This window comes from Streptomyces hebeiensis (genome assembly GCF_052983195.1).
Genome location: NZ_CM129812.1, coordinates 2,811,123 through 2,823,541 on the forward strand (window position 1 = coordinate 2,811,123; position 12,419 = coordinate 2,823,541).

Genomic DNA, 12,419 nt, shown 5'->3' on the forward strand with positions numbered 1-12,419 from the left:
GGCGGCTCGGCGGGGGCCGCTGAGCACCAGCACGGACCCGGCGCCCGTCCCGGCACGGCCGGGACGGGCGGTGTGGGGTCCCGGCCTGCCGAGTCCCTCAGCCGACCGACGCGGGAGCCTTCTCGTCCTGCTCGTCGTCCACTGCCGACTTCCGCTCGCGGACGGACTCCAGGAAGGCGTTGAGTTCTCGTTTGACCACCGGGGCGAGCAGGTACAGCCCGATGATGTTGAAGACGGAGAGCAGGAAGAGCGCCGCGTCCGCCATGTCGATGAGCGTCGAGAGCGTCAGCAGCGATCCGGTGACCGCGAAGACGGCGTAGATCGCCTTGAAGACGGTCTCACTGGCCCGGCTGCGGCCGAAGAGGTACGACCACGCCTTGAGGCCGTAGTAGCCCCAGGTGAGCACGGTGGAGAAGGCGAACAGCAGGACCGCCACGGTCAGCACGTAGGGGAACCACGGCAGGACGGTCTCGAAGGCGTCCGAAGTGATGGTGACACCGCCGATGTCCTCGCCGGCCCGGGCCTCGGCCCAGCTGGCCGGGTTGGCGATGACGATCGTCAGCGCGGTCATGGTGCAGATGACGACGGTGTCGATGAACGGTTCGAGGAGTGCGACCAGCCCCTCGCTCGCGGGGTGCTTGGTCTTCACCGCGGAGTGCGCGATCGGGGCGGAGCCGAGACCGGCCTCGTTGGAGAAGGCCGCCCGCCGGAAGCCGACGATCAGCGCGCCGATGATGCCGCCGGCGACGCCTTCGGGGTTGAACGCTCCCTCGACGATCGTGGCGACGGCGGAGGGCAGGGCGCTGATGTTGACCAGGATGACGACCAGGCAGGCCACGATGTAGAGGCCCGCCATGGCCGGGACCAGTCGGCTGGTGACCGAGGCGATCGAGCGGATCCCGCCGAGCAGGACGAGGCCGGTGAGCGCGGCGATCAGCAGGCCGAAGAGGATCGCGCCCGCGGAGGAGCCGACGAAGCCGTCCTCGCCGCCGGTGACGGCCGCGAGCTGCTCGTAGCTCTGGTTGACCTGGAGCAGGTTGCCGCCGAAGAGGCCGAAGAAAAGGATCATCACGGAGGCCAGGCCGGCGAGGATCTTGCCGAGCGTCGCCCCGCGGGCGCCGAAGCGGTCGGCGAGTCCCTTCGGGAGGTAGTGCATCGGTCCACCGGAGACGGTTCCGTCGGCGTGGACCTCGCGGTACTTCACACCGAGGGTGACCTCGACGAACTTGGTGGCCATGCCGAGCAGGCCGCAGAGGATCATCCAGAAGGTCGCGCCCGGGCCTCCGATGCTGACGGCGACGGCGACACCGGCGATGTTGCCGAGGCCGACCGTGCCGGAGACCGCCGCGGTGAGGGCCTGGAAGTGGTTCACCTCCCCGGCCGCCCCCTTCTCGTCGTACTTCCCGCGCACCACGTCGAGGGCGAGCTTGAACTTGCGCACCTGGAGCAGTCCGAACCAGGTGGTGAACACCAGCCCGGCTATCACGAGCCAGGCGACGATGAGGGGGAGATCGGTGCCCGCGACGGGGACGGTGTAGAAGACGACCTCGGTCAGCCAGGTGGCTACGGGTTCGAAGAAGGCGCTGACTTTCGCGTCGACGGTCTCGGTCATGGATTCCAGTGACATCTGGCTACCTCATGGCACGGGCTTGCCGCGCGCGTGGCGCGGCGAGCGCGGATTCGGACTGGAGTGAACGCCGTTGTCCGATCGGCGAGCGAAGGCGACCTGGTCCACGGACTTGGACCGGACGGGTGCCCTGGTGGTGCGCGGCGGCGGTCTGCCGGCCTTTCGCCGCCCGGCCTGGGGTGGTGCCGGTCGCGGAGTGTGCAGTCTTACCCAGAGATCCTGGAGAGCGGAAGCGGGGCGAGAAGCCGCCAAACCACGAAAAAGCCGCCGTTACCCGAAAGGGCGTGGCGGCTGGTGACTTCATCGTTATACCGATTTGAGGGCCTGCTGAGCAAACGGCGGGAGACCGCGGGGCGGCTGTCGGGGAAATGTCCGGGTGGCGGACCGGGCCCCGGACCGTGCGCGTGAGATTCCGCGTGGGCGGTTCTCGGCGGTCCGGGGCGTTCCGGCCTCGTCGGCATCGTCAGCGGCGCGGATGCGCGGCGTGTCACCGCGAGCGCCACGCGTCTTTCATCCGCGCACGCGCTGCTTCCGCGCCGCGCCCGCGACGACCGGCCCCCGCGCCTGCCCCGGGTCGTTCCGCTTCAGGAACTGCCAGCCGATCAGCAGACCGACCGCCCACACGGCGCCGACGTACAGGCAGACCCGCGCCTCCTGGTCGTAGGCGATCATGCCGGTGACGCCGGTCAGGAAGGCGACCGCGACCCAGCTGAAGACGCTGCCGCCGGGGGCCGGGAAGGACGAGGCCGGGAGGCGGCCCGCCCGCACGCCGCGCCGGTAGCGGATATGGCTGACGAGGATCATCATCCAGGTCCAGATGCCGCAGACCGTGGCCACGGAGGTCACATAGCCGAACGCCTTCTCCGGCACGATGTAGTTGAGCACCACGCCGATACCCATCAGCACCACGGAGACGGTGATGCCGAGCGCCGGCGTCTTGCGGACGTTGAGCCGGCCGAGCGCCTGCGGGGCCTGCCCGTTCGCGGCGAGGTCGCGCAGCATCCGGCCGGTGGAGTACATGCCGGAGTTGCAGGACGAGAGCGCCGCGGTCAGGACGACGAAGTTGACGATGCCCGCCGCGAGCGGGATGCCCATCTTCTCGAAGGTGTAGACGAAGGGGCTGGTGCCCGCCGAGAACTCGGTCCACTTGACCACGGCGAGGATCACGGTCAGCGCGCCGACGTAGAAGACGATGATGCGCCAGGGCAGCGTGTTGATGGCCTTGGGGAGCGTCTTCTCGGGGTTCTCGGACTCGCCCGCGGTGACGCCGACGAGTTCGACGGCGAGGTAGGCGAACATCACGCCCTGGAGGGTCATCAGGCTGGAGCCGATACCCGTCGGGAAGAACCCCTCGTGGGCCCAGAGGTTCGAGGCCCGCGCCGTCTCACCGGCGTCGGAGAAGCCGAGGGTGAGCACGCCGAGCCCGATGACGATCATGCCGATGATCGCGGTTACCTTGACCATCGAGAACCAGAACTCGACCTCACCGAAGATCTTCACCGAGATCAGGTTGACGCCGAAGAGCACCACGAGGAAGACGAGGGCGCTGACCCACTGCGGGATCTGCGGGAACCAGAAGTGGATGTAGATGGCGGCCGCGGTCAGCTCCGCCATGCCGGTGACCACCCACATCAGCCAGTACGTCCACCCCGTGGCGAAGCCCATGAACGGGCCGAGGAACTCGCGGGCGTACTCCGCGAAGGAGCCCGAGACCGGCCGGTACAGGAGCAGCTCACCGAGCGCCCGCATGATGAAGAAGATCATGACGCCGGCGAGGGCGTACATGAGGATGATGCTGGGCCCCGCCTTGGCGATGTTCGCCCCGGCACCCATGAACAGGCCGACGCCGATGGCACCGCCGATCGCGATCATCTGGACCTGGCGGCTGCCGAGCCCTCGCTCGTAGCCCTCCTCGGCCGGGCCGCCCGGCGGTCCGCCGCGGGCGCCGGTCGTCCCGCCCGTGGGCCTGTCGCCGCCGTATGTGTCGACCTGCGGAGAGGTCATGGTCCTGCGCCCTTTCTCCACGCCGATCCGAGCCGCTTGCCGGCCGCGGATCGGTTGCTGATCCCCCCGGACTGGTTGGAGTGCGACCGGCGGTCGGCCGGCGTGAACACCCCCGGGGACAGGGGTGGAGCCCCCGGGGGATCGAGAAGATTTATCACGCCGGGCGCGCGCACCTCGTCGCACAACCGTGTCACAGGACACACGAAGAAGCGGAAAAAACGCCCCGCCAGGTGACAAACCTCACCAAAGTGGTGACGGGATCGTTATCGGGAATTGAGCCTCCGCTGAGCGGACGCGGGGGGCGGCGGAGCCGCCGTGGACCAGCCGGGCGCCGTTGTCCCCGCCCCGGGCATCCCCGTCCCGGCCGTGCGGGCTCCGGTGGCCCGGGCACGGGCGCGCCGCGGCCCGGGCGCACTGCGGCCCTGAGGGAGAGCGCTCCGGTGGGTCGGGCGTGAGGGGCTTCGACGCGCCGGCTCAGGGCATCAGCGTCTCGACCAGCGTCTCCTGGAGCGCGCCCAGCCAGAGGTAGGCCATCACCATCGGCTTGCGCGGGTCGGAGTCCGGCAGCCGGTACAGCTCGCCGCCCTCGTCCTCGTCCGAGACGTCCAGGCGGGTGCCGATCGTCAGCCGCAGGTCGTTGAGCGCGCCGAGCCAGTGCAGGCAGTCCTCCGGGGTCAGCTTCAGGACGGCGCCGCCCTCGCCCACCGTGCTGAGCGAGTCGAGGGTACGGACCATGGCCAGGCCGTCCTCGCGCTTGCGGCCGCGCAGGTCGTTCTCCGTGAACCGGCGGAACTCCGCCGAATACCCCCGCAGTTCCTCGTCGTCCTCGTCCGGCGCGTCCGGGTCGCCGTAGGCGTCCGGGAACAGCCGGGCCAGCGCCGGGTCGCTCGGCGGCTCGCTCGGCCCCTCCGCGAAGAGCGCGGCCAGCGGGTCCTCGCCCTGGGCAGGCTCTTCGCCCGGTCCGATCAGCTCCAGCAGTTGCACGGCCAGGGAGCGCAGGATCGAGACCTCGACCTCGTCGAGCGCGACGGCCGCCCCGCCGCCCGGGATCGCTTCGAAGTACCCGGCCATCAGACGCGGTCCTGGGAGAGGGTGGCCCAGAGCCCGAAGCCGTGCATCGCCTGCACGTCGCGCTCCATCTCCTCCCGGCTGCCGCTGGAGACGACAGCGCGGCCCTTGTGGTGGACGTCCAGCATCAGCCTGTGCGCCTTGTCCTTGGGGTAGCCGAAATAGGTCTGGAACACGTACGCGACGTAACTCATGAGATTGACCGGATCGTTGTGGACGATCGTCACCCATGGCACATCGGGTTCGGGGACGGCGAAGGTCTCCTCGGCCGATTCGGGGCGTTCGATCTCAGTCGGAGCAACACTCACGGTGCGGGATGACCTTCTTCTCTGCCGGGGGGCGTGCGGACATGGCCGGGATCTGTGACCGGGACCTGCCATGAGTCTGCCGGGACCGGCGTCGCGCACGCCGTATCGGGACCGCCGGCTTCGCGCGCGCCGGTTTCACAGCCTCACATGACCATGCTGCCACCCACGGGGCCCTGCCGCACAAACGGCTTTGCGAAATCGTCAGACTGACGAGTATGCGGGGTAGCATCGTCGTATGAACACTGCGGACCAGGGCCTGGGGCTGCCGGGAGAAAAAGCGCTCGAAGGGCGTCCCCAGAGCGGAGCTGGACTACCAGAAGGAGAAGCGCGCGAAGCGCATCCTCAGAAGGGTGGTGGTGGCGGGCTACCGGTGGACGTGCCGTCGACCGCGCTGTTCACCGACCAGTACGAGCTGACGATGGTTCGTGCGGCGCTTCAGGCCGGTACCGCCGACCGGCGTTCCGTCTTCGAGGTCTTCACCCGGCGGCTGCCCGAGGGGCGCCGGTACGGGGTCGTGGCGGGCACCGGCCGCGTGCTGGACGCCGTGGAGAACTTCCGCTTCGACGCGGACGTCCTGCGGTTCCTGCGGGAGCGGGAGATCGTGGACGAACGGACCCTGGACTGGCTGGCGTCGTACCGCTTCCGCGGAGACATATGGGGCTATCCGGAGGGCGAGGTGTACTTCCCCGGCTCGCCGATCCTGCGTGTGGAGGGCTCCTTCGCGGAGTGCGTGCTGCTGGAGACCGTGATCCTGTCGATCCTCAACCACGACTCGGCGATCGCGGCGGCGGCCTCCCGGATGTCGTCCGCCGCGGGTGGCCGCGGCCTGATCGAGATGGGCGCGCGCCGTACGCACGAGCTGTCCGCGGTCGCCGCCGCCCGCGCCGCGTACGTGGGAGGCTTCGACACGACCTCGGACCTGGCGGCCGGCTTCCGCTACGACATCCCCACGGTGGGGACGAGCGCGCACGCCTTCACCCTGCTGCACGACAGCGAGCGCGACGCGTTCCGGGCGCAGGTGGACTCGCTGGGGCGCGGGACGACGCTGCTGGTCGACACGTACGACGTCGCCGAGGCGGTCCGCGCGGCCGTCGAGATCGCCGGGCCCGAGCTGGGCGCGGTCCGGATCGACTCCGGCGACCTGCTGCTGGTCGCCCACCGGGTACGGCAGCAGCTGGACGAGCTGGGCGCGGTGAACACCAAGATCGTGGTGACCTCGGACCTGGACGAGTACGCCATCGCCTCGCTGGCGGCGGCGCCGGTGGACGCGTACGGGGTCGGCACCCAGCTGGTCACCGGCAGCGGGCACCCGACCTGCGCCATGGTCTACAAGATCGTCGCCCGGGCCCGGTCGGCGGACCCGAAGGCGCCCCTCCTGCCGGTGGCCAAGAAGTCGATGGGCGCGAAGACGTCGATGGGCGGCCGCAAGTGGGCCGCCCGGCGGACGGACGCGGAGGGGACGGCCGAGGCGGAGGTGATCGGCACCGGCGCCGTACCGCCGGAGCTGCTGGACCGGCAGCTGCTGGTGCAGCTGGTCAAGGGCGGCGAGGTGGTGGCGCGCGAGTCGCTGGACACCGTCCGCGAGCGGCACATCGCGGCGCGGGCGCGGCTTCCGTTGTCGGCGACGCAGCTGTCGCGGGGGGAGCCGGTGCTCCCGACGGAGTACGTGCGGGGAACGGAGGCCGCCCGGGAATGACCTTCGGTCTCCCGGACCTCCCGGACCTCCCGGACCTCTCGGGCCTCTCGGGCCTACCTACCGGCCGCCCCGGCCTCTCCTGCTTCCCCGCCCGCCTGGAATGGCCGCGCGGGCACGTGTGAGAACCGGGTAAGCGTGAGATACGTGTGTACGTATGAAGGACGAGGGACGCGGTACGAGATACGAGTGCCGTACCCCCTCCCGCAAGGCGGCCGGATTCCTTACCCTCACCTTCACGTCTGTCCGCGTCCGCACTGCTCGTACGCCTCCAGCTCCCCGCCGCCCCGTCTCTCCCCGTCTCTCTTCTCGTAGCCCGTCCCCCCATCTCGAAGGACTACCGCCATGCACCGCGCATTGATCGTCGTCGACGTTCAGAACGACTTCTGTGAAGGCGGCAGCCTCGCGGTGAGCGGGGGCGCGGACGTCGCCGCCGCGATCACCGATCTGGTCGGCCAGGCGAGCGCCGGCTACCGGCACGTGGTCGCCACCCGCGACCACCACATCGACCCGGGCGACCACTTCGCGGTACCGCCGGCCGTCCCGGACTTCGTCCACTCCTGGCCGGTGCACTGCGTCGCCGGTACGGAGGGCGTGGGCTTCCACCCCAACTTCGCGCCCGCGGTCGCCTCGGGCGGGATCAACGCGGTCTTCGACAAGGGCGCGTACTCGGCGGCCTACAGCGGCTTCGAGGGCACCGACGAGAACGGCGTCGGCCTCGCCGACTGGCTCCGGGCGCGCGAGGTCACGGAGGTCGACGTGGTGGGCATCGCCACGGACCACTGCGTCCGCGCCACGGCCCTGGACGCGGCCCGCGAGGGCTTCACGACGACGGTGCTGCTGGAGCTGACGGCGGGGGTGAGCCCGGAGACCACGGAGCGCGCCCTGGGCGAGCTGCGGGATGCGGGGGTACGGCTGACCGGCAAGCCGGTGGTGTGAGGGCTCCCCCCTTTTTCAGGGCTCGGTTTGTGAGGTACGAGCAAACCGAGCACGGTCGACCGTCGACAGTGCCCGCGGCCGGAGGCCGCTGATGGGTACAGCGAGCGCCCCGGAGGCGAACCGAGCCCTCAGAAAGAAGGGGTCGCCCTGATCGGCTGCCAGAGCTGGGCCAGCGCGTCCGGGCCCGTGCGGCGCCACAGCACGCCGTCCGGGTGGTGCAGGACCGCGGTGATCTCGTCCGGTGTCGGCGGGTCCGCGTTGCCCCTCAGGTAGACCGCCCGCAGACCCAGGTTCCGCAGCCGGGTCAGGGCGCGGGCCCGGTTCGCGGCGTGGACCAGGACCCGGACCGTACCGCCGTCGGCGGCCGGGCTGGGCATGGTCAGTGCCACCACCACCGTGCCGCTGGGGAGTCTGCTGAAGCCTCCGCCCGCCATGGGTTCCCACACCTCCCGTAAGACCCCGTGTCAATAAGAGTTCGTAGGACGCACCTAAACACGAACGGCCGCCGCCCGCTAGAGGGCGACGGCCGATCACGCTTGTGACCTGCGATTACCTTCGGTTACTTACCGGAGGGTCCCACCTTGACCGTCATCGTCAGCCCGTCCAGCGGCTGACTGATGATGCTGATCTTGGTGTTGGTGTCAGTAACCCTGACGCTCGCGGTCTTGTTCTCCTCGCTCCAGTACGTGCCCTTGCGGTCGTCGAAGACCGGCACGCCCAGCTGCGGCGCGACGCGCGTCGGCTGGTCCGCCTTGTGCAGCGTGAAGCCCTTGGTCGGCCACCAGCTGAACGCCGAGTCGTGCGCCTGGACGCGGTTGCGCATCAGCGTGCCGTCCGCCCACTTGAGCGGCTTGGCGTGGGCGTCGATCGGCAGGATCAGACCCTGACCCGGGTGCCGGCTGGTGTTGTTGTCGACCTGCGAGGTGTCCCACTGCCAGATCAGCAGACCGGGCTGGTACGCGTAGTGCTCGACCTTGTTGTCGTTCGGCGCGGTGAAGCCGAAGTTGTACGGGCCGGTCCGCAGGGTCGTGTCGTACGAGACGTACTGGCGGTTCTCCGCGATGTAGTACTGCTCGTAGTCCTCGGTGAAGGACTCCCCGATCCGCGAGAAGCCGTTCGCGGTCCAGCCCGCGTCGTCGCCCTCGGCGCCGTCGGTGAACACCGGCGCGCCGTCGGCGGTCAGGCTGATCCCGTCCGCCGTGAAGCCCTTGCCGGCCACGCCGCCGTCCGTCTGGTAGCGGAAGCGGAGGTCGAACTTCTGGCCCGCGTAGGCGTCCAGCGGGTACACCAGCTTCTGGTGCGTGCCCGAGACGTCGGTCAGCGCCGGCTTGTCGGCGGCGTCGCGCGTGATGGCCTTGCCGTTCGCCGTACCGTCCAGCGGCGTCCAGTTGGCGCCGCCGTCCGTGGACACCTCGGCGTAGAGGTAGTCGTAGTTCGCCTCGATGTCCCACCAGCCCTGGAGCTCCAGCGCGGCGGCGGACCTGCCCGTCAGGTCGACCGGCCGGGTCAGGGTGTTCTTGAGGTCGTCACCCATGCCGCTCCACCACTGCCGGGTGCCCTCGGCGGGCTTCACCACGGTCGTGGTCTGCTGCTTCTTGGGCAGTTCGACGATGAGCGCCTGCGGGTTCTTCGTGTTGTACTCCGAGACGCCCAGCTTGTGCGTGGAGTTCGTCGCGGCCTTGGCGGTGGTGTAGTCCAGCCAGCCGAGCTGGAGCTTGTCCCACGCGGTCATGTCGCCGGGCAGGTCGCCGATCTCGTTGCGGCCGGTGCCGAGCCAGGAGCCGGACGACATCAGGGTCCAGAAGCCGGTGGAGTTCTCGCCGCCCGCGGTGTCGTACAGGTCGGGCAGGCCCAGGTCGTGGCCGTACTCGTGGGCGAAGACCCCGAGCCCGCCGTTCTCCGGCTGCATGGTGTAGTCGCCGACCCAGATGCCCGTGTCGCCGATCTGGGTGCCGCCCGCCTTGTTGTCCGCGGGGCCGGAGCTGCCGGCGCTCGTACCGTACGCGTACCAGCGGTGCGCCCACAGGGCGTCCTCGCCCTGGACGCCGCCGCCGGCCGACTCGTCCTCGCCCGCGTGGACGATCTGGAAGTGGTCGATGTAGCCGTCGGGCTCGTTGAAGTCGCCGTCGTTGTCGAAGTCGTAGCGGTCCCACTGGTCGTACTGGGCGAGGTCCGCCTTGATCTGGGCGTCGCTCCTGCCCCGCGCCTTCTGGTCCGCGACCCAGGCGTTGACGCCGTCGCGCACCAGGTCCCAGGCGTTGGCGCAGGTCGAGCTTCCGCAGTAGTTGGAGCCGTAACGGGCCTCGTTCCACTGGACCTTGACCCAGTCGGAGACCTCGCCGTCGACCGAGTAACGCCCGGAGGACGTCTTCTCGTAGTAGGTCTTCAGCGACTCCTTCTTCTTGCCCTTGGCGTCCTTGCCCTCGCCGAAGTACAAGTCCTGGAAGTGCCGCTGGTTGTAGTCGGCCTGCCAGGCGGTGGAGTTGTCCACCTTGCGGTCGGGCTCGGCTATCTGGTTGTGCAGCGGACCGGGGTCGCCGCCGTACTTCTCGACGGGCGGCTGCGGGCCGTCGGGCCCGTCCGGGTCGTACATCGTGGTGTCGTCGACCTGGTCGCCGAACTCGACGAGGATGGTGAAGATCTTGTCGGTCTTCTCCCGGCCCAGCTCGACGTACTTCTTGCCGCCGAGCTTGACGACCTGCGAGCCGCCGCGCTTCTCCGGCTTGGCGTCCCCGGATATGACCTGCTTCAGCGCGGCCTCGCGCTGCTGCTCCTGCTGCTTGCTGAACGGACCTTCCAGGTCGTGCTCGACACGGCCCTCCTGGGGCGCCGGGTCACGGCGCTCGACGCTCGACGGGCCGGAGGCGGGATTGTCCTGCGCCTGGGCCGAGGTGGTGAAGGCCGAGGCGGTCGCGGCGGTCGCGGCCAGGGCCACGAGCGCGGCCGAGGCGCGTCTCGCACGTCGGTTTCTGATCACTTGGTGTTGTCCTCCCCGGCGCATACGGTCCGCGGACCAGGGAGTAGGGGATCCGCGCGCGTATGCGCGTCATCAGTGACGACATTCGACCGGAGTCGCCGGAGAAAAAACAGTCCTTGACTTGAACTGGTCAACTGCACTATGCGCCCACGGAGCTTCACTATCCGGGCATGGCGAATTTCGGACAACAGGCGCATGAAATCGGCCGATTGGCGGGCGGGGTGATTCGATGCGCCCCCCGTGCAACGGGGGTGGTGGACGGCCGACGCATACGTCGCATTCCGTCGGGGCATCCAGCGTCGTAGAGTCGGCTGACAGTGCGACCGAGTTGCGAACTACGCGTCCGATCACGCGAGACAGCCCGGGACACCCGGATACCCCCCGCATAGGCACCACAGGCCCCATAGGCACCATTGACCCGGGAAATCCCCGAGTCGCCCCCGAGAGCCACCCCCGACTTTCCATGCCCCGAGGGACGGATTTCCGCCATGCCGCGTCCGACTGCCGCACAGATCGCCTACGGCTCCGCCACCGTCGTCTGCTCCACCCTCGTCATCCTGTTGCTCTCCGGTACGACCACCGGTATCGGCATCGCGATGACGGGCATCGCCGCACTCGCACTGGGCCTCCTGGTCACCATGGTGCTCACGCTGCCGGGCAGGTCGCCGGCGCGGAGCGCGGCGTACGGACGCCGTGGCGCCGCACAGACGGAGGCCAGGGACATCCGGGTGCCCGGGCAGCGGGTCGGCGCGAGCGGCGAGGGCGTGCCGGCCGAGCAGCGGCACTCGCTGCGCCGCTGAGGCGTAGCGGGACGGCTGCCGCCTGCTTCCGCTTCCAGGGGCCGCAGCGTCTCCAGGGGCCGTAGTGCCTCTAGGGGCCGTAGTGCCTCTAGGGGCCGTAGTCCTGTCCCTGTCCGGGGCGGGCCGCCCGGCCCTGTCCCTGGTCCTGGTCCGTCGTCACCACGACCGTCCGCGCGGCCTTGTCGTGCAGCCCCTGCCGGTACGGTCTGCTGCCCGCGATCGACACGATGATGATGAACCACCAGACGCAGAAGCAGCACACCAGCGCCGGCACCCAGAGCACGAGCGCCCGCACCAGCGAGGAGCCGGTGTCCGGCACCGACCCGTCGTTGAGCATCGCGGTACGCAGACTGAGCCAGCGCTTGCCGAGCGTCTGGCCGTACTTCCGCGTCACGAGGGTGTCGTAGCCGACGAACGCGACGACCGAGATCAGCGACCACAGCCATTGGCGGCCGGTGTTCACCTGGGCGGAGAAGTCGTTCCAGGTCCCGCTCGAGCCGCTGTTCGGCGTCGCTGTCCAGCCGCCGCCGGCGAAGGTCGAGATGAGCGCCAGCGGGATGAAGATGATCAACGCGTCGATCAGCCGGGCCAGGAAGCGCTTGCCGAACGGCGCGAGGGGTGGCATCCCGGCCAGCGGGTCCTCGCCGTACCGGCCGCCGCCGAAGGCCCCGGAGTCGTACGGTCCCGAGCCGTACGGTCCAGAGGCGGGCGGCGGGTGGTCGCCGCCGTACGGGGCACCGTAGGGGGAGCCGGGCGGCGGACCCGGCGGGGGCCCGGGCGGCGGCTCTGGCGGGGTGGCCTCCGAGCCCGGCGGGCCGGAAGAGCCGGGCGGGCCTGCGGGACCCGCCGGGCCGGCCTCTCCGGGAGGCTCGGGCGGGGGACCGCCGCCCGGTGAACCCCCCGGCCCCGGACGCTCGTCCGGCTGCCGGGGCGGCCGGGGTCTCTTGAGGAACGGATCGTCCTCGGGCGGTTCACCGGGCGGCGGCTGATCATTGCTCATGGG

10 protein-coding genes are annotated in these 12,419 nt (G+C 70.0%); 3 read left to right on the top strand and 7 right to left on the bottom strand.

The genetic code is table 11. The features are described 5' to 3' along the window. Positions 1-97: 97 nt before the first annotated feature. From ACU6P3_RS12220 to clpS, 4 genes are all read right to left on the bottom strand, one after another. Positions 98-1,627: an alanine/glycine:cation symporter family protein gene (locus ACU6P3_RS12220; RefSeq protein WP_447197157.1), complete on the bottom strand. Its 1,530-nt coding sequence runs from the start codon at positions 1,625-1,627 to the stop codon at positions 98-100. Between the two features lie 510 nt (positions 1,628-2,137). Beyond that, positions 2,138-3,631, bottom strand: a complete 1,494-nt coding sequence (locus ACU6P3_RS12225) for an amino acid permease (RefSeq protein ID WP_447197158.1) — start codon at positions 3,629-3,631, stop codon at positions 2,138-2,140. Positions 3,632-4,105: 474 nt separating this feature from the next. Beyond that, positions 4,106-4,702, bottom strand: a complete 597-nt coding sequence (locus ACU6P3_RS12230) for a DUF2017 domain-containing protein (protein WP_447197159.1) — start codon at positions 4,700-4,702, stop codon at positions 4,106-4,108. Beyond that, positions 4,702-5,007, bottom strand: a complete 306-nt coding sequence (gene clpS, locus ACU6P3_RS12235; protein WP_030748833.1) for an ATP-dependent Clp protease adapter ClpS — start codon at positions 5,005-5,007, stop codon at positions 4,702-4,704. Before clpS ends, ACU6P3_RS12230 begins: the two co-directional genes overlap by 1 nt. Before the next feature lie 235 nt (positions 5,008-5,242). On the opposite strand from clpS, the gene ACU6P3_RS12240 reads away from it, so the two are divergent. Both ACU6P3_RS12240 and ACU6P3_RS12245 read left to right on the top strand, forming a co-directional pair. Then, entirely contained in the window at positions 5,243-6,703 is a 1,461-nt protein-coding gene (locus ACU6P3_RS12240; protein WP_447197160.1) for a nicotinate phosphoribosyltransferase, read from the top strand. A gap of 342 nt (positions 6,704-7,045) precedes the next feature. Then, the gene (locus tag ACU6P3_RS12245; RefSeq protein ID WP_447197161.1) at positions 7,046-7,639 is read left to right on the top strand and encodes a nicotinamidase; all 594 of its coding nucleotides are present in this window, start codon (positions 7,046-7,048) and stop codon (positions 7,637-7,639) included. A 128-nt stretch (positions 7,640-7,767) separates the two neighbouring features. On the opposite strand, the gene ACU6P3_RS12250 is transcribed toward ACU6P3_RS12245, so the two are convergent. Continuing rightward, complete coding sequence (locus ACU6P3_RS12250; protein WP_447197162.1) at positions 7,768-8,073, bottom strand: hypothetical protein; 306 nt, start codon at positions 8,071-8,073, stop codon at positions 7,768-7,770. A 125-nt stretch (positions 8,074-8,198) separates the two neighbouring features. Continuing rightward, positions 8,199-10,616 (bottom strand): immune inhibitor A domain-containing protein, encoded by a 2,418-nt coding sequence (locus ACU6P3_RS12255; RefSeq protein WP_447197163.1) that lies wholly within the window; start codon positions 10,614-10,616, stop codon positions 8,199-8,201. Between the two features lie 488 nt (positions 10,617-11,104). Here ACU6P3_RS12255 and ACU6P3_RS12260 point away from each other — a divergent pair, with 488 nt between their 5' ends. Then, the gene (locus ACU6P3_RS12260) at positions 11,105-11,416 is read left to right on the top strand and encodes a hypothetical protein (RefSeq protein WP_447197164.1); all 312 of its coding nucleotides are present in this window, start codon (positions 11,105-11,107) and stop codon (positions 11,414-11,416) included. A gap of 88 nt (positions 11,417-11,504) precedes the next feature. Here ACU6P3_RS12260 and ACU6P3_RS12265 read toward each other — a convergent pair whose 3' ends face one another. Next, the gene (locus ACU6P3_RS12265; RefSeq protein WP_447197165.1) at positions 11,505-12,416 is read right to left on the bottom strand and encodes an RDD family protein; all 912 of its coding nucleotides are present in this window, start codon (positions 12,414-12,416) and stop codon (positions 11,505-11,507) included. Positions 12,417-12,419 lie beyond the last annotated feature (3 nt).